Raw genomic sequence first — 25648 nt, 5'->3', positions numbered from 1 at the left:
TCGCCCCCGACCTGTCCGTGCGACCCTCGCCGGGCGAACCCTTTCACGACCCCTGACCGGATAAGACCGCCATGAAGACCCGCGCCGCCGTCGCTTTCGAGGCCAAGAAGCCGCTGGAAATCGTCGAACTGGACCTGGAAGGGCCCAAGCCGGGCGAGGTGCTGATCGAGATCATGGCGACGGGGATCTGCCACACCGATGCCTACACGCTGGACGGGTTCGACAGCGAAGGCATCTTCCCCTCCATCCTGGGCCATGAAGGGGCCGGGATCGTGCGCGAAGTGGGGGCAGGGGTTACCAGCCTGAAGCCCGGCGACCATGTCATCCCCCTCTACACCCCGGAATGCCGCCAGTGCAAAAGCTGCCTGTCGCGCAAGACCAACCTGTGCACCTCGATCCGCGCCACGCAGGGTAAGGGCCTGATGCCCGACGGCACATCGCGGTTCAGCTATAAGGGCCAGCCGGTCTTCCATTACATGGGCTGTTCCACTTTCTCCAACTTCACCGTCCTGCCGGAAATCGCGGTTGCCAAGATCCGCGAGGACGCGCCGTTCCAGTCCTCCTGCTATATCGGCTGCGGCGTGACCACGGGCGTGGGTGCGGTGACCAACACGGCCAAGGTGGAACCGGGTTCCAATGTCGTGGTGTTCGGCCTGGGTGGTATCGGCCTGAATGTCATTCAGGCGGCCCGCATGGTGGGTGCCGACAAGATCATCGGCGTCGATATCAACGACCGCAAGGCCGAATGGGGCCAGCGCTTCGGCATGACCCATTTCGTCAATCCGCAGAAGATCGAGGGCGATATCGTCCAGCATCTGGTGGCATTGACCGAGGGTGGCGCCGACTACACGTTCGACTGCACCGGCAATACCATTGTGATGCGTCAGGCGCTGGAGGCCTGCCACCGTGGCTGGGGCGTGTCGGTGGTGATCGGCGTCGCGGAGGCCGGTAAGGAGATTTCGACGCGTCCGTTCCAACTGGTCACGGGCAGGGTCTGGAAGGGGTCGGCCTTTGGCGGCGCGCGCGGGCGCACCGATGTGCCGAAGATCGTCGACTGGTACATGCAGGGCAAGATCGAGATCGACCCGATGATCACCCATGTCCTGACCCTGGACGAGATCAACAAGGGCTTCGACTTGATGCATGCGGGTGAGAGCATCCGCAGCGTTGTGGTTTATTAATTCTTGTCGTTGTTCCCTCACCCTCCCATCCGCTGACGCGGGCGGGCCCCTCCCTCTCCTGCCATGCGGGCGAGGGGCAGAATTTTTACCCTCGCCCACGAAGGTGGGAGAGGGAGGGGCCCAAGCCGAAAGGCTTGGGAGGGTGAGGGAACCCGTTTCCTCAATATCGGTGCGCCCCATCATGACCCTTGAAACCGTCTCCACCACCCGGTCCCATGGCGGTGTACAGGGTGTGTATCGCCACACCTCCACCGCCACCGGCACGCAAATGCTGTTCAGCGTCTTCACCCCGCCACAGGCGGCCGGCGGGGCCAAATGCCCTGTCGTCTGGTACCTGTCGGGTCTGACCTGCACCCATGCCAATGTGACGGAGAAGGGGGAGTTCCGGCGCTGGGCGGCGGAACTGGGCCTGATCATCGTCTGCCCCGACACCAGCCCGCGTGGCGAGGGCGTGGCTGATGATGCCGGCTGGGATTTGGGCCAGGGGGCGGGCTTCTATGTTGATGCGACGGAGGCACCCTGGACGCCGCATTTCAGGATGTGGACCTATGTGACGGTGGAATTGCCGGCCCTGGTGGCGGAGCATTTCCCCGTTGATATGGACCGGCAGGGCATCACCGGTCATTCCATGGGCGGGCATGGCGCGCTGACCGTGGCCCTGCGCCATCCGGGCCGGTTCAAGTCCGTGTCCGCCTTCGCGCCCATCGTGGCGCCGGCGCAGGTGCCGTGGGGGCAGAAGGCCTTTCCGGCCTATCTGGGCGGCGATCAGGCGTCCTGGCGCCGGCACGATGCCGTGGCGCTGATTGAGGATGGGGCGCGGGTGCCGGAAATCCTGGTCGATCAGGGAACGGCAGACGGGTTCCTGGAAAACCAGCTGCGCCCGCAACTGCTGGCCGATGCCTGCGCCAAGGCCGGGATCGCCCTGACCCTGCGCCTGCAGGAAGGTTACGATCATTCCTACTATTTCATCTCCAGCTTCATGGAAGACCATCTGCGCTGGCATGCCGCGCGGCTGTAATTGGATAGGCCATAATGCCTATGCCCATTGAAGGGGAGCTGTCCTGAGCCAGTTATCAGCACGCCTGATTTTCCAGGCAGGCAATGATCGGACAGGACAGCAAACCATGTTGAATGATTTCCAACTCGTTGAGTTCGGCAAGGCTGACATTGACAATGTCATGTCGAAAATGTCGTCCACCGAGATCGATGGTTTGGCCTTCGGCGCTGTGCAGTTGGATTCGGAAGGCCGCATCCTTCAATATAATGCAGCTGAAGGGGCCATCACCGGGCGCGACCCCAAGGCCGTGATCGGCAAGAGCTTCTTTACAGAAGTGGCCCCCTGCACCAACACCGCCGCCTTCAAGGGTGCCTTTGATGCCGGCGTGAAGTCCGGCAATCTGAACACCATGATCGAGTACACGTTCGACTATAATATGAAGCCCACCAAGGTGAAGGTTCATATGAAGAAGGCCCTGGTCGGCGACAGCTACTGGGTCTTCGTGAAGCGGCTCTGAGCCGCCTTCCACCGGGAGTGGTTTCCATGACATCGACGCCTGCGGCACCGCGCACCGATGCGGAAACCGCTCCCTGGTGGCAGGCTGGGGACAGCCTGTCGCGCTTCATCGCCGATAAGGTCGCAGGGGATCTTGCCCGTCTTCGCCCCGGCGAAGTCCTGCCGCCGCCTGCCACCTTGTCGCCGGACCTGGAACTCGGTTCCGGTGGCCTTGGCATGGACAGTCTGGAACTGGTGACGGTGGCCACCGGTCTGACAGAAGCGCTGCACCTCCACCGGTCGGGGATTGAGGATTATCTGCTGATGCATCGCCGTTTGGGCGACTGGACGCAGATCGCGGCCCGTGGCCTGTCGGTCTTCGATGCAGAGTTGACCTTTCACACGTCTGGCAGTACGGGCAGGCCAAAGCCCTGCCGTCACACACTGGCCGGGCTTGAGGCCGAAATCCGGGCGCAGGCCCGGCACCTGGGGCCGGTGCGGCGGGTGATCGGGATGGTGCCGTCCCATCATATATACGGCTTTCTGTTCACCATTCTGCTGCCCCGTTTTCTGGGCATATCCTTCACGGATGCGCGCGGGCGCATGCCGGGCCGAGTAGTGGCGGAGATGGTGGCGGGTGATCTGCTGGTGGCGGTGCCCGAACAATGGGCCTTGATCGCGCGCACCGGCCCCGCCGACCTGACGGGCAGGGCCGGACTATGTTCCACCGGGCCGCTTGCGCCCGACCTTTTCGCGGAACTGATCGGACGGGGCCTGTCGCTGACAGAGATTTACGGCTCCAGCGAGACAGCAGGCATCGGCTGGCGCCGCCGCCCCGATGAGCCTTTCACTCTACTGGAGGGATTGTCCCTGTCGGCGGACGGCAGCCGGCTTGACCGGGATTGGCAAGGGCAGGGGCAAGACCTGCTTGACCGGGTGGTGCTATCGGGAAACGGGCAGTTCCGCCTGCGGGGCCGTCGCGATAGCGCGGTACAGGTGGGGGGCGTCAATGTTTTTCCCGAACAGGTGGCAGCCCGCCTGCGTCAGCATCCCGATGTGACCGAGGCGGCCGTGCTGCCCATAACAATCAGCGACGGTCTGCGCCTGAAGGCCTTTATCGTACCGGCAAGCACCATGGACGCCGAAAGCCTGCAAGCCCGCCTGACGGACTGGGCACAGATGAATTTGAAGCCTGAGGAACGGCCCAAAAGCTGGACCTTCGGGCCCGCTTTGCCGACGTCGGTGCTTGGTAAGCTGCGCGATTGGTAAAGAACGGGTTGGCGATGGTTAGCCAAAGTTTATCGGCGAGGGGTAAAAGCGATTAGCGGTGGGCGGCTCCGGTGTGCCATCACTTACGGTGTAAACCCGTAAAGGATTGCCGATGTCTGCCCCTGCCGCCTGTGACGCGCCGCTGGTTATCCTGCCCGGACTGATGTGCGACAGCCGGATGTTCGGCCATCAGATCGGTGCCTTCGAAGGACAATGCATCGACGGCTTTTATGGCGGGGCCGACAGCATTGCGGCCATGGTTGACTATGCCCTGGCGCGCATGCCTGCACGGTGTGCGCTGTTGGGCCATTCGATGGGCGCGCGGGTGGCATTGGAACTTTACCGGCGCGCACCGGAACGGGTGGCGCGCCTGGCCCTGGCCGATACAGGCGTGCATCCCGTCCGCCCCGGAGAGGCCGAAAAGCGCTTTGCCCTGCGTGACCTGGGCCGCAATGCCGGGGCGGGGGCGATGATTGATCAGTGGCTGCCGCCGATGATCGGGCCGGCCCATGCCGATGACCTGGAACTCTACACCAGCTTGCGGGCCATGTGCGTCGATGCCGGCGTGGCCATCTATGAGGCGCAGATCAACGCCCTGTTGAACCGTCCCGATGCGGCACCGGTCCTGGCCACAATCACCTGTTCCACCGCCGTGATCGTCGGTCGTGACGACCGCTGGTCACCGGTTGATCAGCATCAGGACATCGCAGCGGCGATTACGGGTTCGCGTTTGTCGATTATCGAGAAGGCCGGCCACATGGCACCCGCTGAGGAACCCGTCGCTTTCAACGAGGCGCTGAGGATGTGGCTGTCGTAAGGGGGCGGCGATTTTGGGCAGATTCACGCTGAAGTGCGACTGGGTTGCAAGTCAGTGTAGTCGGTTCGCTTGATAGCAGCCAGCTTGCTGCTGAAAGCCTCTGCCGGGGTTTGCCATCCCAGGCACTTACGGGGTGTGTCGTTCATCCTGGTTGCGATGGCCGACAGTCCGGTCGAGGATCGATCCTCGACCGGACTGTCGAGCGGCAATCGGCGTCGCACCCGTCCATTGGCATTCTCAACGCCGCCCTTTTGCCAGGGGCTGTGCGGGTCGCAGAACCAACTGGGCATGGACAATGACCGCCAGGCACCCACAAACTCGGTGCCCCGGTCGAAGGTGATGCTGCGCCGGGCGGAGCTGGGCAGGGGGGCCAGAGCATCGGTGATACGGGACATAACGCCAGTGGAGCGTCGATCCTCGTTGCCCAGTAACAGCAGATATCGGGTTTGCCGCTCCTGGAGCGAAGTGACGTTGCTCTTGCCATGCTTGCGCGCAAAGATCACCAAATCCGCCTCCCAATGGCCGAACTGGCTGCGATCACCGATTTCAGCCGGGCGGGCTTCAATCCACCGCTCCGCCGGGATCACCGAGGTCCGAGGCTTGCGGCCTTTCTGACGACGGCGGTGCCGCCGGGCCACAGCAAGCAGGGCATACAGCTTCGCCTCTCTGCCCTCGGCACTGTAGATATGTCGGTAGATGCTCTCATGCGAAATCCGGCCCACTTGCTCCGGCTCGATCTTCAGGCGACCAGAAACCTGCTGCGGCGACCAGCCTGAATGCAGCTTCGCCACCACATGCGCCAGAAGGGCCGGATGCCGCAGCAACTTCACCCGGCCAGACCGCCGTCGGCACTTGGCCATCGCGTTCGCCGTCAGGCAGTAGTAGCCCCGGTAGTCGTTGCCAAACCGATCCCGGAAACTCGTATGGTAAAAGTTCCGGTTGATCTCACGATGGATCGTCCCGCGATGCCGGCCAAGCTGTGCCGCGATCTCCCGAACCGGGATCGACGCCTGGAACATCGCGTCAATCCGACGTCGTTCCGCCAAACTCAGGTGCGAATAATGCTCTCCCATGGCAGTCTCCATTGCTAACCATCTGATTATAAAGAAGAGTCGTGCTTCAAAATAGAACCCACCGCTTACAAATCAAAAAATCGATAACTTTCATTATGGAAATTAAGACCACCTTGTCGCACCTGCGATGCATTCTCATTTTCCTCTGGCATATGCGACTGATTTGCAGTAACTAGTGATCATCACACGCTGGTCCGGGGTTTGGCGCCGATCATGTATGTCTGCATCTGCAATGCCATCAACTGCAAGACGGTACGCCGGACTGTTGAGGACGGGGCCAGCAGCATAGCCAGTGTGTTCAAGGCCTGCGGCAAGACCCCGCAATGTGGCCGCTGCTTCACCACCATCCGGGAGATGGTGGGCGAAACCAAGGCGGCCAATTGTGACGCCCACATGGCCCCGGCCATCGCCGCCGAATAAAGCCTGAAAGCCTCCGCGTCCGCCGGTCAATGCGGGCAGATACCGATATTGCGGATGGAACAGCCGGTGGCGGCGGGTGCACCCTCCTGCTCCGCCTTTTTCTTGGCGGCTTCCTTCTGCGCCTGTTCCGCCGCGATGCGGCGGGCGCGTTCGGCCTGCATATCGCGCAGTTCCGTATCCTTGCCCAGCCGGCCACTCAGCAGCATCAATTGCCGTTCGGCAGACTGAAACAGCGGCTCCTCCGTGCTGCCGCCATTCAGCAGCGGCGTGTCATCCTCGCTGCCGGAGACATAGACGATACGGTAAAGGCCATAGGCGTCGTCCAGGCGCCCGACCTCCTGATTGACCAGGGCCAGTTGATAACGGGCCGTCATGTCGTCGGGCTTTTCCTCCACCAGCCTGCCATAGAATTCCAGCGCCATGACATAGTCCCTGGCCTTCAGCGCGGCGTGTCCCCGGTCACCGTCATCATTCATGAAAGGGTTCACCGGCTGTGCCCAGCGCGGGGTCAGGCAGCCCGGCAGCACCAGCAGAAGCGACAGGGCAAGGCAGGACAGGGGCAAGCGGCGGATCATCTTCATCCTCGGGCGGGAACGGGCCGTCATGATGATCCTATCACGCTGGCCCGCCGCTTCGCCTGCTTGATTGTTTATTTGCTGACACGCCCTGCTCGCGCATAAGCTGTTGCTAAGACATACAGGGATGGGCATGCAGCCGGGCTGGGAAAACACTATCGATGCGGATCTGGCGGCCCTGACCACAGATCGCGGCATGCTGGCCCTGTTGCGCCACTGGTGTCAGGCCCGTGCCGCCAATGATGGCATGTTGCCGGTGCGGGCACAGATGGACCCGTGCGACCTGCCCCGATCGATCCTGCCCTTCATGTTCATCTATGAACGGCTGGGCGACCGGCTACGCTGCCGCCTGTCGGGCACGCGGATGCGCGATCTGTTCGGGAATGACGGGACCGGCCTGTTCCTGGATCAGATGATCGCACCGCACAGCGTGCCGGGCCGCAGCGCCCTGTTCCACCGCACCCTGGATGGCGGCCTTCCCCTGCTCTATCGCGGGTTTCTGGTGCCGGTGGGCAAGGGCTGGCGCGGGTTCACCCGTCTGCTGCTGCCCGTGGCGGCGCGGGCGAGAGAGCCGGCGACACAGGTGATGGGCATGGTCCGGGTGTTCGATCCGCCGCCGGGTGCGGCGGCACTGGCAGGGGCGGATGCCGATGGTCTGCTGTCCGCCCGGCTGCTGGATGACAGCGAATGCCGGGCGGCCATCGACAGAATGGGATCAGGCCGCGTGCTGTAGCACCGTTATCACCACGCGGCCCGTCAGGGTGACTGCCGCGCCACCCCCCGTCTCTGGTCATAGGGCGGACAATTGCACAATGGCGGTAGTCCCGCCTCCGGCTTGGAATAAAGTGCTTCTTTCATGAGATGCGGTGCGGAAAGAAGATCATGCTGGATGTGGCCCGACCGGGACGGCGCGATGCATTGAAATGGGGGATGGGCATTGTCGCGGCAACTGCCGTCAGTCCATCCCTTGCGGCAACGCAGCGACCGCTGGACATCGCCAATCCTGCCGACGCACGCATAATCTATCGCAAACTGCGCTACCGCACGGATGACGGGTTGCTGTTTTCGTGGATCAAGGGCCCCTATATGGCGTCGACAGGGGGCGACCTGATCCCTCTTTATGCCCTGAACCTTGGTTCCATTCGGCGTGTAACGCAAAACAGCGATGGCAGCTTCCATCTGATTGATCTGGAAATCAGTTTCCGCGTGGACGTGCAGACGGGCGAGCGTCTGAAATCCCTCTACAATCCCATCACCGGGGAGACGGTAGCAGTCGGAGGGCGTGGACCGGTTCCGACGCATGTGACGGTGTCGGCCGACAATGAAGCTATGATCCCCGCAGCGCCCGGTCAGCCGAAATATGAGCATGAACGCGCGCCCGTCACCATTTTTCCGCTGGGTCAGACAGAACTGGCCATCCGCGATCGTTCCCACACCCGCGTCACCACGCCCGACGGTTCGGTATCCCATCTGAACGAGGTCAGCACGATCTCCGCCCCCCGCGACATCGTGCTTGATCCGCTAACCACCCATGTCAATTCCCGCGTCCAATCCAACGATGTCCGCAGTTGGCCGGCATGGCTGAAGATGGGCGACCGGCCCGGATCGCTGGCACTGTTCGCCAATGGCGGAACGGTCAGCCGCTTCGAAGATTTGCCGGACGACTGGCACGCCATGTTGAAGCAGTACTACCCGCAAATCGCCGCCAATCCGATTGCGGTGCTGGACGGTAAGATCAAGATTGATGCCCCAACCTGGTAAACAACGATATGCGGCGCGCTGGTAGTCTCGCCGCCGAAGTCGACCGCGCTAGAGCGAACTTCTTTTAATTGGAAACGCGTTTTCATCGTCATCCCGGCTTTCGCCGGGATGACGATAGGGGGGCGATTCCAGTCAACGTAAACCCGATCTAAATACCAGCCAGAACCTTCAGCGCCAGCGGCCCCATGGCCAGATAGCCGGCGCGGTTGGGATGCACCGGGTCCAGGCCCAGTTCCGCCTTCAGGCCCTTGTTCGCATCGGCCAGGACAGGCCAGTAATCGATATAGATGTGGCCCTGTTCGCGGCAGAAGCCGGCGATCCAGGCATTCAGCGCCAGGATACGTTCCGTCGGGTCACCCACCGATTTGCGCCAATAGACATCACGCGCGGGCGGCACGGAGCCGATGAAAACCTTCATCCCCGCAGCCTTGGCCAGCGACGCCATGGCGGCCAGATTGTCATGGGTCAGGGCCGGTTCATAGGTGCCGCCATTTTCGGCGACATCATTGGTGCCGGCCAGGATATGGACGGCGCGCGGGGCCAGGTCCAACACGTCGGGCGTGAAGCGCAGCAGCATCTGCGACGTTGTCTGTCCCGAAATGCCGCGCCCGATGAAGCCATGGGTGGGGAAGAACGCGCCGTCATGTTCGGGACGTGCCCAGTTCTCCGTAATGCTGTCCCCCATGAACACCACGCGCCGTTTGTCGGCGGGCAGTGCCTTGTCGGCGGTGTTTGCGGCGGCATAGCGGGCGCGATTGGCCCAGTCCAGCGCCTGCACCGGTTCTGCCGCACCCGCTTGTGTCACGGCCAGCAGTGGCAACAGGGGGGCGGTGGCAAGCAGATGGCGGCGGTTCATGGTAATCCCCTGGCAAAGATGCGTAGGTCAGGTCGGGGGCGTCAGCCCACGCCCTGACAGGATTGGATTATAGCCTTTTCTGTCAGGGCGAGGCTTTCGCCTCGACCTGACCTACGGCGCTACGCTTAACGCTTCACAACAACCTGCTTGCCGTCATACATCACCTCGCGCTCGCCCTTCACATTGAAGTCAGCGGCCTTGGTGTTCTTGCCGTCGATCCAGCGCACACGGATGGTGCGCTTTTCCGCCATGCCAGGGAACGTCCCCTGCCGCTGGGCGATGGTCAGCTCACCACTGGCCTGGTTCCAGGACAGCTTGATGCGGCTGAACTCACCCTTTTCATAGCCATAGGTGGTGCCTTCATCTTCATAGAGATCGAAGCTGCCATCGGCCCCGGCATAGACATTGATCAGCAGGGAACCATCCTGCTTCTCTGCCGTGGATTGCACTGCCGGGCCGGTCGGGATGATTGCCCCTTCCCGCACGAACAGCGGGATACGGGTCAACGGTGCATCCACCGTCACCTCCTGCCCACCCGTCAGCTTCTCACCGGTATAGAAATTCACCCAGTTGGCGCCGGCGGGCAGATAGACGGCCTTGGTGGTGGCGCCCTGGGTATAGACGGGCGCGACCAGGATGCTGGGCCCGAACAGGTATTGGGTACCCAGATCCTTCACCTTGGCATCGGCGGGGAAATCCTGCGCCAGGGCGCGCATGATGGTCCCGTCCTTGTGCCAGGTGTCACCGGCCAGGGTGTAGATATAGGGCAGCAGGCTGTAACGCAGCTTGGTGTACCAGACCATGGACTGGTACACGTCCGAGCTTTCCGGCGCGATATTATAGATCTCGCGCAGCGGGAACTGCCCGTGGGAACGGAACAGCGGGCTGAATGCCCCGAACTGGAACCAGCGCAGGTTCAACTCGCGCCATTCCGCCTGATCCTCCGCCTTCATTGGCTGTGCCTCGAACCGCTTTTCCAGCGCGAAGCCGCCAATATCGGTGGTCCAGTTGGGCAGGCCGGACAGCGAGGTATTGATACCCGCAGCGATCTGATGCTCCAGATCGACAAAGCGCGACACCACATCGCCTGACCACACCGCCATGCCATGGCGTTGCTGCCCGGCAAAGCCGGAACGGGTCAGGATGAAGCTGCGCTGCCCGCCATCGTCGCGGCGCTCCCCCTCATACACGGCCTTGGTCTGCATCAAGGGGTAGGAGTTGAAGAAGGCAGAGCCCGGACCCATGGAAGTCGGCCCGATGCGCAGCTTCACCTCCTCAATCGGCAGATTGGAATGGACATCCGGCTCGGTATTGTCCAGCCACCAGGCATCGACCTTCAGCACGTTCAGCTTGTCGCGCATCTGCCGCCAGTAGATATCCCGCGCTTCCTGGCTGTAGGTGTCGTAATGGGCGTTCAGATAACCGTCGCCGATCCAGTCACGCTCCCCCTTCTCCACATTGCGGCGATAGATGTAGCCCTTGGCGTCCAGCTCCTTGTAATGCGCCGTATTGGGATAGAATTTCGGCCAGACGGAGATCATGAACCGGGCGTTCAGCTTGTGAACTTCCTGCACCATGCCGGCGGGATCGGGGAAACGGGCCTTGTCGAAGTCGTGGCTGCCCCAGCTATCCTCTGGCCAGTAGTTCCAGTCCAGCACGATGTTATCCAGCGGAATGCCGCGCTTGCGATATTCCTTGACGGTGCCCACCACCTCTTCCTGGGTCTTGTAGCGTTCCCGGCTCTGCCAGAAACCATAGGCCCAGCGTGGCAACATCACGGACTTGCCTGTCAGTTGCCGGTACCCGGCGATCACGCCATCGATATCGTCACCCGCGATGACATAGTAATCCAGGGCATTGGCCACTTCTGACGACAGGGTCAGGGCGTTGCGCTGCTCAGGCGGCAGCGGGTCCTGGTGGGAGACGCCGATATAGCCGCCATCGGGCTGCCACTCGATACGGATGTCGTGCTGCTTGCCGGCTTCCAGCGCCACCTCAAAATTATGGAACCAAGGGTTCCAGTTCTGGCGCCAGCGGTGGATTACTTCCTTGCCATCGATGAAGACGGTGGCATAGCCCGATGAATAGAGCTGGAACTTGTGCGTGCCGGCCTTGTCCGTACTGATCTTGCCTTCCCAGGTCACCTTCTGGCCCGGCGTGTCGCGGGTCTTGTCAGGGCGGCGGTTGCCGCCGACTTCAGCAGGCCAATTCAGCAGATCGTCAAGGTCCCGCCAGTCGATCTTGGCCTCGCGGCGGACCAGCTTGGTCTCGCCATCCTTGGTATAGGTGGCGGTCAGCGCCCCTTCCTTGCCGTCGGCATCGAACAGCTTCAGGCTGCCATCCAGATCGGCATAATCATGCGGCACGCCGAAACGGGTGATGGAGTTATTGTCCCACAGCACGCCGTAATTGCGGCTGGACACCACGAATGGAACCGCGATGTCCATGTTGTGCTGGGCCAGACGCAGGTCTTCACCGTTCCAGTTCAGCACACCGTTCTGATGCTGGCCCAGGCCGTAAAAGGCCTCGTCCGTGCCGGGGTTGAAGGTCTGGCTGATCGTGTAATAGTCGCGATCCAGCACCTTCACCGGGGCGATGGCACCCCGGTCCTTCTCGGCCAGCAGAGGGTTGCCGTTTTTGTCCAGGAAACGCACGGTACCGGTGGCCAGATTCAGTTCCGCCGTCAGTTCCGGGGTCTTCAGCCGCGCGACCTTGCCATCCTGTTCCAGGGTGAAGCCACCCTTGGCGGGGCCGGCCACGGTGATCAGGCTGGCCGGGATGTCCAGGCTGTCGGTCGGCACCGCCGTAACGCGGATCGTGCGGTCATTGATGACCTGCAGGCGCAGCTTCTTTGCCGGTCCCGATGACAGGGTCGCGACCAAACCGTCCGGGGTCTGCTGTACCGCACCGGCCTGTATGACCTGGGCCACCGTGTCGCCGCCGGATTTGGCGCCGCCATCGCAGCCCGCCAGCAACAGCAGCGGCAGAAGGGCCGCGCGGGCCAGCATCATGGATCGGAAAGTCATGCGTCGTTTTCTCCCTGTCTAACTGCCAATATCATTGTGGTGAAGGGGGTTCCCTCACCCTCCCACACCTTGCGGCGTGGGCCCCTCCCTCTCCCGCCAAGCGGGCGAGGGGCTAAAATTTTCACCCCTCGCCCACGAAGGTGGGAGAGGGAGGGGCCCGTTGGCGCCAGCCAATGGGAGGGTGAGGGAGCAGCGTTCCCTACCCCACCCCTCACTTCGTCGGATACGTCCCCAACTTCACCCGCAACAACTGCGCCCGGTCGGTCAGGTTCAGGCCGTAATCGGTCTGGTCGCCGTTCCACACCCGGTCCATGACCCAGGCGCCGTCAACAAAGCGCCCCTCCTCCACCCGGTCGTAAATCCGACCGCGACCCTCACGCGTGCTGATGAAATCCACCCGCGCATGCACACCGGTAATCAGGTAATCATCCTTGCCCATCTCGATCACCACGGCTCCGCCCTTGGGCACGGGAATGCCGGGCGGCTTTTCCATGCCGAATTGGCCCAGACCGTAGGACAGCTCCACCTTCCACGGCGCATCGCCCAGGGCGATCTGTTCGGCATGCACGGCCTCCGGCTCTGCTCCGCCCCAAACCCTTCCCTTCAGGCTGCGTTCCGCGATCAGGTCGGCGATGGGCGTGACAGTGCGGTAGGCCAGGGCGAACGGTGCCAGCGTCTCCGGTGTCACCTTCTCCGCGCCCAAGGGCGCATTGGCATAGCCGGTATAGTCCAGGCCGAACGGGCTGAACCCGATGCCCTGCTGCCCCAGCACCGCGAACAGATAGCGGGCATAGACGGCCTTGCTGCCCATCTCTGCCACCATCAGGGCGTTGTCGGGGCGGCCATATTGTTCCAGCGTCTTCGTATAGGGCGTATAGCTATGCATATAGATGTCGGGCGCCAGGAAATCGATGCTGGGGGCCGCCGCCTTCCACACATCCAGCACGTTCCAAGTAGGGCCGCCGGCGGAATAGGTGTAGGGGTCCTGATCCTTGAACGGGTCGCGGAGCGCCGCGTTCACATACATGGGCAGGTCATATTCCTTCTTGCCCGCCGCCGTCACCGCGTCACAGAAGGTGCCGATATGCCAGGCATGGAAGAATTCATCGGCATCCTTGCCGAACACGTTGGCCCAGGTGCCCGGCTTCCGGCCCATAGCCTTGACCAGCGCGGCTGGCACCGGCCCGTTGAACAGTTTCTCCGCCGCCGGCCCATGGTCGCGGATGGCGCCATAGGTGCCAACCTCATTCTCCACCTGCACCATGATGATCGTGCGCTGCGGGTCCACCTTCTTCAGGTGGCGCATCAGGGCGGCAAAGGCGCGTTTGTCAGCCTCCAGCGTTTCCTTGCCATGCGGCGACAGGGAATTGCGGATAATGCCCTTGGCTTCCACCACGCGCGGGAAGCGGTCATTGTTCAGCTTGACCCAGGACGGCGCGTAATTGGGACCGTTATTCTTCCAGGTCGCAAACCAGAGCGGGATCAGCCGCACATTGTTGGCGCGGGCCTGTTCCAGCAGATGGTCGACAAAGCTGAAATCGAACTGGCCTTCCTTTGGCTCGATCTGTTCCCAGGCGATGGGAACCTGAAGCGTGTTGGCCCCCACCTCCTTCACCGCCGGCCAGACAGAGGGCAAGGCGGCGGGATAGTTGCTGGAATTATTGACCTGCGCGCCCAGGATCAGGAACGGCTTGCCATCGACCAGCAGGGCATGGCGCCCATCCTGTGTCACCATGCGCGGCAGCGGGGCATCGGCGGCCAGGGCCGGGCCGGTGGCAAGACCAAAGGAGAGCAGGCCGACAGCCAGCAGGCGGGAAAAGCGGGAAACAGGCATCACGGCTCCGTTCGGGGTCGGGTGCGGACAAGGCTCAGGCGGCGGTAGCCGGCGCCTTGCAATGACGGTCGATGAAATCGCGGTGGGCCGGCATGGTGGCGACCGCCCGCTGCACATAATCACGGTGGCGGGACAGGCGCTGCTGTAACTCCCCCTCCGCCATGATGTCGGCCATCGGGTCGTACCCGACCGGGTCCACCCCCTGGCCCAGGAATACGGCAAGCCAGCTAGCCTCCGCGAATAACTGCCCATCAAAGCGGGCGACGCGGCCACGGGCGCGGAACAGGTCGATCTTGTGCCGCAGACTGTCCGGGATCGGCATGGTGCGGCAATAGTTCCAGAAGTCGCTGTCGTCCCGTTCCGTCGCATTGTAATGCAGGATCAGGAAGTCGCGGATCTGCTCATACTCGATCTCGCTCAACCGGTTGAACTCGTCCCGCGTCGCCTGATCCCGGATATCGGTGGGCATCAGGGCCAGCAGGCGGAACAGCGCCGTCTGGATCAGGTGGATCGAGGTGCTCTCCAGCGGTTCCAGGAACCCGCCGGCAAGCCCGATGCCCAGGACATTGCGCACCCAGGCCTTGTCCCGCCGCCCCGCGGTAAAGCGCAACGGGCGGGCATCGGCCAGGGGGCGGCCATCCAGATGGCCCAGCAGCAAGCCCTCCGCCTCTTCATCCGACATGAAGGCCGAGGAATAGACATGGCCATTGCCGATCCGGTGCTGCAACGGGATGCGCCATTGCCAGCCGGCGGTATGGGCGGTGGACCTTGTATAGGGTGCGATCTCCCGCCCGCCCTCGCAAGGGACCGCCAGTGCGCGGTCGCAGGGCAGCCAGCGGCTCCAGTCCTTGAACCCCACGCCCAGCGTCTGACCCAGCAGCAGGGAGCGGAAACCGGAGCAATCGATGAACAGGTCACCCCCGACGCTGCCACCATCGGCCAGGTCGAGTGTTGTGATATAGCCATCTTCGGCCCGCTGCCGGATGCCGGTGATCCGCCCCTCAATCCGCGTCACACCCGCCCTTGTCGCAAAATCGCGCAGATAGGCGGCGTAAAGGGCGGCATCAAAATGATAGGCGTACGACAAAAGCGGGGCGGAGGCCGGACCCTGCGGGATTTCGGGCGAAAATCTTCCCTGTCGGGCCGCCACGATGGCGGGGCAGTAATCACCGATGTCGGTGCCGTCACCCAGCGCGCGGGCACGCAGCCAGTAATGATGGAAGGATACGGCATCGATATTGGCGCCGTAGCTGCCGAACGGGTGGATATAGCTGTGCCCGGTACGGGTCCAGTTGCGGAATTCGATGCCCAGCTTGAAACTGGCCTGGGTGCGCGCCACGAAGTCACGCTCGTCAATGCCCAGAAGCTGGTTGAAGAATTGAATGGGCGGGATCGTCGCCTCACCCACGCCGACAGTGCCGATCTCAACCGATTCAATCAGGGTGATGCGGCCCAGACGGCCCTTGGTCGCCTTGGCCAGAAGGGCCGCCGTCATCCATCCGGCGGTGCCACCGCCGACGATGGTGATGTCCAGAGGCTTTGTCTGCATCATCCCTCCTCCCCCTACCATCCGCGCCTTTGCGGCGTCTGCGATAACGGTAACACAGTCTGTTGCCAGAAGAAAAAGAAGCCCGGACCGGTGGCAACACCGGTCCGGAAGTTTCCAGCCCTGGGAGGGGCATGGGGACCGTGAAAATCAGTAGGTGGCGCGGACCACGAAGGTGTAGCGGCGGTCGGCATCCACCCAATTATGCATGGTCAGCTTGCCCGGGAACCCGACCAGAACCTTGGTGCGGGAATTGGACAGGTTCGCCGCTTCGACACCGGCCTTGATATGGTCGTTGATGGTGAAGAAAACGGACGCATCCAGCTGCCCGTAATCATCCGCCCAGGCCGGGATATTGATATTCGCCGCCGTGGTGGTGAGCAGGTAACGCTCACGCCAATTCCAGGCCAGACGCAGGGAGATGGGACCCTTTTCGTACAGGCCCTGGATGTTGTAGGCCCATTTCGACATACCCTCCAGCGGCAGGTTGGTCGACCCCTGGACATTGGCCTGCTGGTTGGCATCGAACGGGTTGACGGCGGCGTTGCGTGTGCCCTTGGACTCGATATGCGTAATGTTGGCCTGCAGACCCAGCCCGCTGAACGGGTCGGGCAGGAAGTCGTAGAACTGCGAATAGGCCAGTTCGAAGCCCTTGATGCTGCCCTTGCCGGCATTGTAGGGCCGGGTCGCGGAGACATCGCGGGTCACGCCATTATTGGTGAATTTCACCGCCTGCAGCGTGTTGGTGATGAAGTTGTAGATGTCCTTATAGAACACCACGCCCGTCACGCTGCCCGTCGGCGCGAAATACCATTCCAGCGAGGTGTCGAACTGGTTGGAACGCAGGGGCTTCAGGTCCGGGTTACCCGCACTGCCCTTGAACTGATAGACGCAGTTCTTGACATCGCCGGGGCCGGACCCGCTCTGGCAGGTGTTGCCAACCAGATGTCCGCCATCGGCGGTGATATTGGCTGTGGCCTGCAACTGCTGCAGGTCGGGACGCACAATGGAGCTGCCGGCGGCAAAGCGCCATTGCAGTTCGTCGGTCAACTTCACACGCACATTCAGGCTGGGCAGGAAGTAATCATAGGTCCGCCCCCCTTCAAGCGTGGATCGCGTGCCGTTCAGGAAGGCCAGATCCTGCGCTGCCGCGCCCGGCCCCAGATTGAGCGAGCTGGCCGACTGCACCACGGAGAAGCCCTGGCCATTGGTTTCGGTATGGACGTAACGCAGGCCGATATTGCCATCGACATCCTTATCCTCGCCGAACAGCTTCACCTGATTGGCGAAGCGCACCAGACCATAGGCGGCCCAGGTTTCCTCCGACTGGCGGTTCACACCACCACCACCGCCGGTCTGTGCCTCATAATCGCCGTTGAAGGGACGCCAGCCGGTCGTGCCGGGGGATTCCATCTGGACAGAGGCAATGGCGGCGGCACCCTTCACATAGTCCTTGGCCAGACGGCCATCGGGGACCAGGAAATTGCCCGGCAGCTGAACCGCGCCGCGCATGAAATCATCATCGCCATAGCTGTAATAGGGGACCTTGGAACCTGCCTTGTCCAGGGTGGCGAGGCCGGCACCGGTCCAGCTCTGGCTGATCCAGCCCCAGTTGTAATTGCTGTCGCGGGTCACGGCATCGCGCTTGTTATGGCGTACGCCGAACCGGGCCGACGACAGCCAGTCATCATCGAAACTATATTCGGTATCGAACCGTTCGGCCCACTGGTCCGCCTGATTGCGCTGATGGTTGTCCATCGCGGCGCTGTAATAATAGTTGGCGGGGTTGTTGCGGTAACTGTCGGCGATGGACAGCGTCACCTTGGGCAGCCCGCCCGTCAGGTCCAACGTAGAGGCGGGAATGGCGGTACCGCCCGGCATCGCGTCGAACAGGGTGAAGTCGATCGACTTGGTCTTCGACTTCACATATTGCACGTCGCCGCTGAACGACCAGCGGTCGTTCGGATTGAACTTGATGTTCAGCGAGGCATCTTCGGTGGTCGAGTAGCGGCGATTCCAGCGGGCGTCCAGCAGGTCGACATCCTGGGTTGTGCCAGTGCCATCGGCCTGATTGGCGATGGTGCCCTTGATGAAATAGCCGCGATCATCGTAGGTGAAGCTGGTGCCCGCCGCCGGACCGTTGGCCGACCCGGTATTCAGGCCCACCACATGTTCGAGTGCTGCCTGTTCGGCGGCAGAGCGAAGATATTGCGCCGTGATGTCCCAGCGCGCGTCGGGCCGCCACTGCACCACGCCGGCCACGCCAAACCGCTCACGCTCGAAATCCAGGGTACGGTAGCCCCAGCCATCGGGCACATAGACCGTCTTGCCCGGCGCCACGCCGGCAATGTAATTGCCCGGCTTGTTGGTGGAATTGGGATCGGCGCCCATACGCTCGCGATAGGCATTGACGGAGAAGGTGTCGGCGCGGGTGGACAGCTCGGAATAGGCCAGATCGACCAGCACGCCGAACTCACCCAGCTTGTTGCTTTCCCAGCGGTCGGAATAAAGCACGGAGCCGGACGGCTTCGCTTCCTTGCGCAGATCGGTATAGGAATAATCGACGGAGCCGGCGAGGATGCGGCCCTTGGCGTCGAACGGCGTGCGGGTGCGCAGATTGACCACGCCGCCCAACCCGCCCTCGATCAGGTCGGCGGACGGGTTCTTATAGACATCGACGCCGGCCATCAGTTCCGGGGGCACATCCTCAAACCCCAGGGCGCGGCCATTATTGGCACCGAAACTGTCGCGGCCATTGAATTCACCACGCACCAGCGACAGGCCCCGGACCTGCACGCCGCTGCCTTCGATGGACAGGCGGTCGGCGTCGCGGCCATTGGCGGTGCGGCCAATGGTGATGCCGGGGATGCGCTGCAGAACCTCCGTCACCGACCGGTCCGGCAGGGCGCCGATATCGACGGCGGTGACGCTGTCGACCAGCTGTTCGGCATTCTGCTTGATCGCCTGTGCCGACTGTACCTGCGCGCGGATACCGGTGACGATGATTTCTTCCAGCTGACCACCATTATCGGCGGTCTGGGCCAGTGCCACCTGCACCGGAAACAGCGCTGTCAATGCGATCAGCGACGCGCCGTAGCGAATGCCCTTGCGGGCGTTTCTTGCACTCATCTCAATACCCCCCTGTTTGATTTTTTGACTGTGACCGGCACGAAAACGTCACGCCGGTGGATGCGATACGCCGCGTCCCGGATCAGGGACGCGCAAGGGCGGCCGGACAGATGGCATCGGACACGTCCGACACGATCCTGACCGTCGCGATGGAAAGGCCGGCGGGTGCCCCCGTGGCCAAGGTAAAAGGTGTCTCGACCGCCTTCAGCTGCGCGCCCGCCTGCTTGAAACAGGACAGGCGCAGCTTCACCGACCGCCACTGTCCAACAGGCGATGCGGTCAGGGTCGGTGTCAGATCCAGGGCTGCCCCCTGCCCGATGGTGACCCGTACGGGACCCGCCGGGGCCTGATCGACGCGGTAATCCAGCAGCAGGGCATTACCCAGGGACAGGCGGTCCAGGTCCAGCACCGGCCCACCTGTGACAGTCAGGGCGGCATCGCCCTTACCCGTCCAGGTCAGCGCCCGCCCCGCCCCCTGCAGCCCGCCAGCATCGACGGGGCGCAGGGACAGGGCCTCGCCCAGGGTCACGATGCTACCGTCATTGCCGACGGGCACCTGCACCGCCCCCTGGCGCAGGGTGAATTTCCACGGCGCCGGGTTGCGGCCCCGCGCGAACCAGGTGTCGGTATTGGCCGAAGCCGGCGACACGCCCGACTGTTCAGGCAAGGGCTGCGCCAGCACGACAGCGGCCTTGGATGTGCCCGCATAATCAAGGCCATAGCCAAGCGGGAACAGCGGCGCATATCCCGCCTGCCCCTTGTTCAGCACGGCCTGCGCCGCATTGGCGGGCCAGGAGAAGGATAGGCGGCCCTTGAAGTCACGGCGCGGCTTGCCGGCCTTGTCCCCGATCAGGACATCGGCGATGGCCCCACCCTCGCTGCCCGGAAGCCAGGCGGCGACAAAGGCGTCTGATGCATTGATCTCCGGGTTCACCCACAGCGGGCGGCCCGACAGGAACAGGGCGACCACCGGAATACCGCGCGCCCGCAGGCCTTTCAGCAGGGCCAGGTCCGACTTGTCGCCCGGCTGATATTCCAGCGTCGGGATATCGCCCTGCCCCTCGGCATAGGGCATTTCGCCAAACACGACGATGGCGGCATCGACCTTGTCACGGGCGCTGCCATCAACGGACAGGATGGCCTCACCCCCCTGTGCCGACAATGTTTCCTTCAAGCCGGCATAGATCGATTGCGCATCGGGGAAGTCGCTGTTCTTGTTCCCCGTCCCCTGCCAGGACAAGGACCAGCCGCCCGATTGCCGCCCAATATCATCGGCACCACTGCCGGCCACAAGCACCCTGGCGCTGGCTTTCAGCGGCAGGATATTGCCCTGGTTCTTCAGCAGGACCAGCGACTTGGCCGCCGCCTCCCGCGCCAGGGCACGGTGATCGGCGCTGCCCAGCAACTCGCCCCGGCCCTCCAGCGGGCGGGCGGCATCAAACAGGCCCAGGCGGAATTTCACGCGCAGGATGCGGCGCACGGCATCATCCAGGCGGGCCATGGGAATGGTCCCCGCCTTGACCTGCGCCACCATGTTCTTGAACAGCGCCTTCCAGTCATAGGGCGCCATCAGCATGTCGATGCCGGCCATCACGGAGGCGACGCAATCATCCTCCTTGCAGCCCGGAACCTGGGCATGACCGTTCCAGTCGCTGATCACGAAACCGTCAAAACCCCAGCGATCCTTCAACACACCATTCAGCAAGGTGCCATTGCCATGCATCTTCACCCCCTGCCAGGAGGAGAAGCTGACCATGACTGTCATGGCCCCAGCTTGAAGGGCGGGCGGATATCCTGCGGCGTGGATGCGGATCAGATCATCCTCACCAACCGCAGTGTCACCCTGGTCGATGCCGTTGCTGGTGCCGCCATCGCCCAGGAAGTGTTTGGCCGACGCGGCCACCCGCCCCTTCTGGACAGCGCTGTCAGAGCCCGCCGGCGAATAGGCGCCCTGCAGGCCCTCCACCATCGCGCCGGCATAGCGGCGCACAAGGTCCGGGTCTTCGGAATAACCTTCATAGGTGCGGCCCCAGCGGTCATCCTGCGGGACGGCCAAGGTGGGGGCGAAGGCCCAGTCGATACCCGATGCCGCCGTTTCCAGTGCCGTCGCAGCGCCGATACGCCGGATCAGGTCGGCATCGTTGGCAGCGCCCAGGCCAATATTGTGCGGGAACAGCGTGGCCCCGACGACATTGCTGTTCCCGTGGACGGCATCGATGCCGAAAATCAGGGGGATCGGCTCATGCCCCGGACGCTGTTCCAGGGCGACGGCGCGCAGCGCGCGGGCCGTCTCGACCCAGGGGCCGACGCCCGACCGGTCCGGTGCATTGAACGGTGCGCTGTCGCCCCCGGCCAGGACAGAGCCCAGCGGATAGTCACGCAGGTCCGACGGTTTGATGGAGGGTAGGTCGGCCTGGATCATCTGACCCACCTTTTCCTCCACACTCATCCGCGACAGCAGGGCGGTGATCTTCGCCTCCGTCGCGGCATCGGCCAGCTTCGGCGCCTTCACCATGGGCCAGCGCGCGGGATCGGCAATACCGGCCTTGCCATTGGAGCCGGGCGGCACCGAACCGGCAATGATACCGGTGGCAAAGAACATGGTTGCCCACAGGCCGCCGGCAATGCCGGCCATAAGGATGGTGCGCAGCTTCATCGAAAGCCTTCCCAGCGGGCGACAGCACGGCCTTTTTGATGGCCGCCTTCCGTGCCCGGTTTCCCCCGAATTCACATCCGCTATGATTTCGGATGTTTGTTTTATTAATTCGATGATAGCGCTATCAACCGGCGTGCGCAAGGGTGTATAGATGATTTATCGGATAAATAAGCTTCGGTCACACCGCGATGGCGTGAAACCAGCCAGGCCGATGGGGGAAGCGACGGAATGAAGCTGACGAGACGCCAGCTCTTGGGGACGATATCGGCAGCGGGTCTGACGGCCCTGCCCGCCAAGGCTCAGGAAGAAGCGCTTTTTCAACCCAACTGGGATAGTCTGGCCGCCGGATACCGCACGCCCGACTGGTTCCGCGATGCTAAGCTGGGCCTATGGGCGCATTGGGGGCCGCAATGCGTGCCGGAGGCGGGCGACTGGTATGGCCGCTTCATGTATATGCAGGGCCACTGCATGTACGACCACCATCTGAAGACCTATGGGCACCCGTCAGATACGGGCTTCATGGAGATCATCGGGCGGTGGAAGGCGGAAAGATGGGACCCGCGCGACCTGATGGGCCGGTACCAGAGGGCGGGTGCCCGCTATGTCGTGGCCATGGCCCAGCATCACGACAATTTCGATAATTTCGACAGCCGCTGGCACCCCTGGAATTCCACGCGGGTGGGACCGAAGCGCGATATTGTCGGCATTTGGGAGAAGCTGGCGCGACGGGCCGGCCTGCGCTTTGGCATTTCCAACCATGGCGCCCATGCCTGGCACTGGTTCCAGACGGCCTATGGCTATGATCCCGAAGGGTCACGGGCCGGCATCCGCTATGATGCCCACCGCCTGACCCGCGCCGATGGCAAGGGGACATGGTGGGATGGGCTGGACCCGCAGGAGCTTTATGGCGGCCCGATGATGGTGCCTCCGGGGGGCATCGCTTCCACCAAGGCCATGGATGACTGGCACGATGCCCATACCGGCCAATGGCTGGAAACCCCGCCGCCCGGCAATCCGGCCTTCGTGAAATCCTGGTACCTGCGTGCCCTGGACGCCATTGAGAAATACCGGCCCGATCTGGTCTATTTCGACAATTACGGCCTGCCCTTCGGTCAGGTCGGCCTGGATGTGACCGCCCGCTATTACAACCTGTCCCAGCAATGGCATGACGGGCGGATGGAGGTGGTGGTCAATGGTAAGCGCCTGGCCGAGGAACGGCAGCGCAAGGCCATTGTTGAAGATCACGAGCGCAGCTTCGTCGATGAAATCCGCGCCGATCCCTGGCAGACCTGCACCTGCATCGGGCAATGGCATTACGACCGGAGGCTTTACGAACGCGGCGGCTATAAATCCGTCACCCAGGTGGTGCAAAGCCTGACGGACATCGTCTCCAAGAATGGCAACCTGCTGCTGTCGGTGCCCCTTCGCGGCGATGGCAGCCTGGACGATCTTGAAATCCGCTTCCTGGATGGGTTGGCCGCCTGGACCGCCAGCAACGGCGAGGCGATTTTCGGTACAAGGCCCTGGCGCCGGTTTGGTGAGGGGCCGACGCGGTTCGCCAAGGACGAAGCCAAACAGGAGCCTTTCACCGCCGCCGACCTGCGCTTCACCACCAAGGCGGACGCGCTGTATGTGCTGGCCATGGCCTGGCCCGCCGATGGATGCCTGATCGTGGGCAGCTTGGCCGGGGACGGCCAGGGTGTGGTGGAACGCGCGGAACTGCTGGGCCGAGAGGGCACGCCCCTGCCCTTCCGGCAGACGGCAGCCGGGCTGGAGATCACCTTGCCCGACCGGCCCAATACGACCCCCATGCTGGCCCTGCGCCTGAACGGGCGGGGACTGGTGTGAGGCGCGCGCGGTTCTTTCCGGCCTCCCCGGCGAAGGCCGGTGCCCAGGGGCCAAGCGCCCAACCTATATGTCGCGTCAACCGGGGCATCGGAACGGTTTGTGCCTGTTCCCCCTGGGCCCCGGCCTTCGCCGGGGAGGCAATGTCGGATTTCAGCGGCCAATCAAACAGCGGATAAGAATAGGAAGGATAGGATGAACAAGCTTCTGACCAGCGTTTTATCCCTGCTGCTGACCACGGCCCCGGTGGCGGCGGCCCCTATCGACCTGACCTCACCCGATGGCACGGTGGCGGTCCGCATCGATCAGGACAGCGCGGAGCGGCTCACCTATGCCGTGCGCTATGGCGATGTGGCGGTGCTGTCGCCCTCCATCCTGGGGCTGGATCTGGACGGGCAGCGCAAGCCGCTGGTCGGTGGGCTGACGGTTACCGGGACCGCGACACGGACCAGCGACAGCACCTATCGCCTTGTGGCCGGCAAGGTCTCCACGGCGCGCGACCATTTCAACGAGGTGACGGTCAGTCTGACGGAAAAGGACGCGCTAGGGCGCAAGCTGGATGTGATCATCCGCGCCTATGATGACGGGGTGGCCCTGCGCTACCGTCTGCCTCAGCAGGCGGGCCTGACGGAAATGGCGCTGCGGCAGGAACGCACCCGATTCAGCTTTGCCGGCGACTTCAACTGCTGGGGTCTCAACCTGGGGCATTTCCGCACCTCACATGAGGGGGAGTTTGACCCCATTCCTGCCGGTCGTATCCGGCCCAGCCACCTGTATGACGCCCCGCTGGTCTGCCAGACAGCGGACAATGGCCCGGCCTTTGCCATCGCGGAAGCGGACCTGAAGGACTATGCCGGCCTATACCTGACCCGGCCCGGCGATGGCAGCCTGGGCGTGGAAAGCGTGCTGTCGCCCCGCCCGGACGAACCGAAGATCGCGGTGCGGCGACCCATCCCGGCGGATGGCGCCCTCAGCCCCTGGCGCATCATCATGCTGGCGCGGCATCCCGGCGCGCTGAACGAATCGAACCTGATGACGACGCTTAACCCCGACCCGGCGTTCAAGGACACAAGCTGGATCAAGCCGGGCAAGGCATCCTGGGACTGGTGGAATGGCTGGCGCGCGCCGGGTGCGCAGAATGAGGTCCAGGCCAATGACGCCACCGTCGCCGCCTTCATCGATCAGGCGGCGGCCCAAGGCCTTGAATACATGCTGGTCGATGATGGCTGGTACCTGAATTCCGGCGGTGAGGGCAGTGTGCGGCCCGGCGCCGACCTGATGAAAGTCACCCCAGGCCTGAACCTGCCCGCCATGATCGAGCATGGCCGCAAGAAGGGGGTGGGCCTGTGGCTGTGGATGCATTGGGAAATGCTGGAACCCAGGATGGAGGCGGTGCTGGCCCACTATGCCAAGATGGGCATCAAGGGCATCAAGGTCGATTTCATGGACCGTGACGACCAATGGATGGTGGATTTCTACCACCGCCTGTTGACCGTCGCGGCCAGGAACAAGCTGATGGTGGACCTGCACGGCGCCTATCACCCCACGGGCCTGATCCGGACATATCCGCATTACCTGACGCAGGAAGGGGTACTGGGGGCGGAATATAACAAATGGTCCAGCCGCATCACGCCCACCCATAATGTCATGCTGGCCTATACGCGCCTGCTGCTGGGTCCCATGGATTACACGCCCGGCGGTTTCCGCCATGCTACGCCGGCGACGTTTGATCCGCGCTTCAAGCTGCCGATGGTGCAGACGACGCGGGCGCATGGGTTGGCGCTGTATGTGGTCTATGACAGCCCGTTTGCCTGCGTGTCCGACAGCCCCGACGCCTATAAGGGGCAAGACGGGCTGGACTTCATCCGCTCGGTTCCGACCGTGTGGGACGAGGTGCGGTTTGTGGCGGGTGAGGTGGGGCAGTATATCGCCCTGGCCCGGCGCAAGGGGGATGTCTGGTACGTGGGCATCATCAATAACGAGCAGGGGCGGACGGTTGACCTGCCGCTGAGCTTCCTGGGGAAAGGCAGCTATCGGGCGGACATCATCCAGGATGGAACCGCCGTCGCCGCAATCGCCCGCAGCACCCGCACAGTAAAGACCGGCGATGCGCTATCCCTGACCCTGGCGGGAGCCGGCGGCGCGGTAATGGTGTTCAGGCCGTAGGT

The 25648-nt window shown here is 63.1% G+C and carries 17 protein-coding genes and 1 pseudogene; 10 read left to right on the top strand and 8 right to left on the bottom strand.

The genetic code is table 11. The features are described from left to right. Positions 1-71 precede the first annotated feature (71 nt). From ACODSP_RS07635 to ACODSP_RS07615, 5 genes are all read left to right on the top strand, one after another. Positions 72-1181: an S-(hydroxymethyl)glutathione dehydrogenase/class III alcohol dehydrogenase gene (locus ACODSP_RS07635; protein ID WP_488965020.1), complete on the top strand. Its 1110-nt coding sequence runs from the start codon at positions 72-74 to the stop codon at positions 1179-1181. Between the two features lie 181 nt (positions 1182-1362). Beyond that, positions 1363-2199 carry an S-formylglutathione hydrolase gene (fghA, locus tag ACODSP_RS07630; protein WP_488965019.1) on the top strand — a complete coding sequence of 279 codons (837 nt, stop codon included), beginning with the start codon at positions 1363-1365 and terminating at the stop codon, positions 2197-2199. Positions 2200-2305: 106 nt separating this feature from the next. Beyond that, positions 2306-2695, top strand: a complete 390-nt coding sequence (gene pyp / locus ACODSP_RS07625) for a photoactive yellow protein (RefSeq protein WP_488965018.1) — start codon at positions 2306-2308, stop codon at positions 2693-2695. 26 nt (positions 2696-2721) lie between these two features. Continuing rightward, the gene (locus tag ACODSP_RS07620) at positions 2722-3942 is read left to right on the top strand and encodes an AMP-binding protein (protein ID WP_488965017.1); all 1221 of its coding nucleotides are present in this window, start codon (positions 2722-2724) and stop codon (positions 3940-3942) included. A gap of 112 nt (positions 3943-4054) precedes the next feature. Then, positions 4055-4759, top strand: a complete 705-nt coding sequence (locus ACODSP_RS07615; RefSeq protein WP_488965016.1) for an alpha/beta fold hydrolase — start codon at positions 4055-4057, stop codon at positions 4757-4759. 92 nt (positions 4760-4851) lie between these two features. On the opposite strand, the pseudogene ACODSP_RS07610 reads toward ACODSP_RS07615, so the two are convergent. Next, positions 4852-5832 (bottom strand): annotated as a pseudogene (locus ACODSP_RS07610) (IS30 family transposase); the annotation flags it as partial. 213 nt (positions 5833-6045) lie between these two features. Between ACODSP_RS07610 and ACODSP_RS07605 the strand changes: the two are divergent. Then, a complete protein-coding gene (locus ACODSP_RS07605; protein ID WP_488965015.1) occupies positions 6046-6252 on the top strand; it encodes a (2Fe-2S)-binding protein in 207 nt (68 codons plus the stop codon). 26 nt (positions 6253-6278) lie between these two features. Here ACODSP_RS07605 and ACODSP_RS07600 read toward each other — a convergent pair whose 3' ends face one another. Beyond that, entirely contained in the window at positions 6279-6827 is a 549-nt protein-coding gene (locus ACODSP_RS07600; protein ID WP_488965014.1) for a hypothetical protein, read from the bottom strand. Between the two features lie 127 nt (positions 6828-6954). Between ACODSP_RS07600 and ACODSP_RS07595 the strand changes: the two genes are divergently transcribed. After that, entirely contained in the window at positions 6955-7560 is a 606-nt protein-coding gene (locus tag ACODSP_RS07595; protein ID WP_488965013.1) for a PAS domain-containing protein, read from the top strand. A gap of 149 nt (positions 7561-7709) precedes the next feature. Further along, positions 7710-8588, top strand: coding sequence for a DUF1838 family protein (locus tag ACODSP_RS07590; protein WP_488965012.1), 879 nt, complete (start codon positions 7710-7712; stop codon positions 8586-8588). A gap of 148 nt (positions 8589-8736) precedes the next feature. On the opposite strand, the gene ACODSP_RS07585 is transcribed toward ACODSP_RS07590, so the two are convergent. The 6 genes from ACODSP_RS07585 to ACODSP_RS07560 all read right to left on the bottom strand — a co-directional run bounded on the left by ACODSP_RS07585 (position 8737) and on the right by ACODSP_RS07560 (position 21635). Then, entirely contained in the window at positions 8737-9444 is a 708-nt protein-coding gene (locus ACODSP_RS07585) for a GDSL-type esterase/lipase family protein (RefSeq protein WP_488965011.1), read from the bottom strand. A 125-nt stretch (positions 9445-9569) separates the two neighbouring features. After that, positions 9570-12470, bottom strand: a complete 2901-nt coding sequence (locus ACODSP_RS07580) for a glycoside hydrolase family 31 protein (RefSeq protein ID WP_488965010.1) — start codon at positions 12468-12470, stop codon at positions 9570-9572. 211 nt (positions 12471-12681) lie between these two features. Further along, on the bottom strand, positions 12682-14304 hold the full coding sequence (locus tag ACODSP_RS07575) for a DUF5597 domain-containing protein (protein WP_488965009.1): 1623 nt from the start codon (positions 14302-14304) through the stop codon (positions 12682-12684). Between the two features lie 34 nt (positions 14305-14338). Continuing rightward, positions 14339-15856 carry a tryptophan halogenase family protein gene (locus ACODSP_RS07570; protein ID WP_488965008.1) on the bottom strand — a complete coding sequence of 506 codons (1518 nt, stop codon included), beginning with the start codon at positions 15854-15856 and terminating at the stop codon, positions 14339-14341. 144 nt (positions 15857-16000) lie between these two features. Then, complete coding sequence (locus ACODSP_RS07565; protein WP_488965007.1) at positions 16001-18979, bottom strand: TonB-dependent receptor; 2979 nt, start codon at positions 18977-18979, stop codon at positions 16001-16003. A gap of 82 nt (positions 18980-19061) precedes the next feature. Then, positions 19062-21635 carry a glycoside hydrolase family 3 protein gene (locus tag ACODSP_RS07560; protein ID WP_488965006.1) on the bottom strand — a complete coding sequence of 858 codons (2574 nt, stop codon included), beginning with the start codon at positions 21633-21635 and terminating at the stop codon, positions 19062-19064. 228 nt (positions 21636-21863) lie between these two features. Between ACODSP_RS07560 and ACODSP_RS07555 the strand changes: the two genes are divergently transcribed. Further along, the gene (locus ACODSP_RS07555) at positions 21864-23483 is read left to right on the top strand and encodes an alpha-L-fucosidase (RefSeq protein WP_488965005.1); all 1620 of its coding nucleotides are present in this window, start codon (positions 21864-21866) and stop codon (positions 23481-23483) included. 192 nt (positions 23484-23675) lie between these two features. Further along, positions 23676-25646 carry a glycoside hydrolase family 97 protein gene (locus ACODSP_RS07550; protein ID WP_488965004.1) on the top strand — a complete coding sequence of 657 codons (1971 nt, stop codon included), beginning with the start codon at positions 23676-23678 and terminating at the stop codon, positions 25644-25646. Positions 25647-25648 lie beyond the last annotated feature (2 nt).

It is taken from the genome of Niveispirillum sp. FG156 (assembly GCF_057809555.1).
The sequence above is the reverse complement of the archived record's forward strand: the minus strand, read 5'-3'. Positions and strand labels throughout refer to the sequence as shown.

What these genes read in the sequence shown, in the direction of transcription:
- ACODSP_RS07565 (WP_488965007.1), bottom strand. Translation starts at nt 18,979, where the DNA reads ATGAGTGCAAGAAACGCCCGCAAGGGCATTCGCTACGGCGCGTCGCTG.
- ACODSP_RS07590 (WP_488965012.1), top strand. Translation starts at nt 7,710, where the DNA reads ATGCTGGATGTGGCCCGACCGGGACGGCGCGATGCATTGAAATGGGGG.
- ACODSP_RS07580 (WP_488965010.1), bottom strand. Translation starts at nt 12,470, where the DNA reads ATGACTTTCCGATCCATGATGCTGGCCCGCGCGGCCCTTCTGCCGCTG.
- ACODSP_RS07595 (WP_488965013.1), top strand. Translation starts at nt 6,955, where the DNA reads ATGGGCATGCAGCCGGGCTGGGAAAACACTATCGATGCGGATCTGGCG.
- ACODSP_RS07560 (WP_488965006.1), bottom strand. Translation starts at nt 21,635, where the DNA reads ATGAAGCTGCGCACCATCCTTATGGCCGGCATTGCCGGCGGCCTGTGG.
- ACODSP_RS07615 (WP_488965016.1), top strand. Translation starts at nt 4,055, where the DNA reads ATGTCTGCCCCTGCCGCCTGTGACGCGCCGCTGGTTATCCTGCCCGGA.
- ACODSP_RS07585 (WP_488965011.1), bottom strand. Translation starts at nt 9,444, where the DNA reads ATGAACCGCCGCCATCTGCTTGCCACCGCCCCCCTGTTGCCACTGCTG.
- pyp (WP_488965018.1), top strand. Translation starts at nt 2,306, where the DNA reads ATGTTGAATGATTTCCAACTCGTTGAGTTCGGCAAGGCTGACATTGAC.
- ACODSP_RS07620 (WP_488965017.1), top strand. Translation starts at nt 2,722, where the DNA reads ATGACATCGACGCCTGCGGCACCGCGCACCGATGCGGAAACCGCTCCC.
- ACODSP_RS07635 (WP_488965020.1), top strand. Translation starts at nt 72, where the DNA reads ATGAAGACCCGCGCCGCCGTCGCTTTCGAGGCCAAGAAGCCGCTGGAA.
- ACODSP_RS07550 (WP_488965004.1), top strand. Translation starts at nt 23,676, where the DNA reads ATGAACAAGCTTCTGACCAGCGTTTTATCCCTGCTGCTGACCACGGCC.
- ACODSP_RS07555 (WP_488965005.1), top strand. Translation starts at nt 21,864, where the DNA reads ATGAAGCTGACGAGACGCCAGCTCTTGGGGACGATATCGGCAGCGGGT.
- ACODSP_RS07570 (WP_488965008.1), bottom strand. Translation starts at nt 15,856, where the DNA reads ATGATGCAGACAAAGCCTCTGGACATCACCATCGTCGGCGGTGGCACC.
- ACODSP_RS07575 (WP_488965009.1), bottom strand. Translation starts at nt 14,304, where the DNA reads ATGCCTGTTTCCCGCTTTTCCCGCCTGCTGGCTGTCGGCCTGCTCTCC.
- ACODSP_RS07605 (WP_488965015.1), top strand. Translation starts at nt 6,046, where the DNA reads ATGTATGTCTGCATCTGCAATGCCATCAACTGCAAGACGGTACGCCGG.
- ACODSP_RS07600 (WP_488965014.1), bottom strand. Translation starts at nt 6,827, where the DNA reads ATGATCCGCCGCTTGCCCCTGTCCTGCCTTGCCCTGTCGCTTCTGCTG.
- fghA (WP_488965019.1), top strand. Translation starts at nt 1,363, where the DNA reads ATGACCCTTGAAACCGTCTCCACCACCCGGTCCCATGGCGGTGTACAG.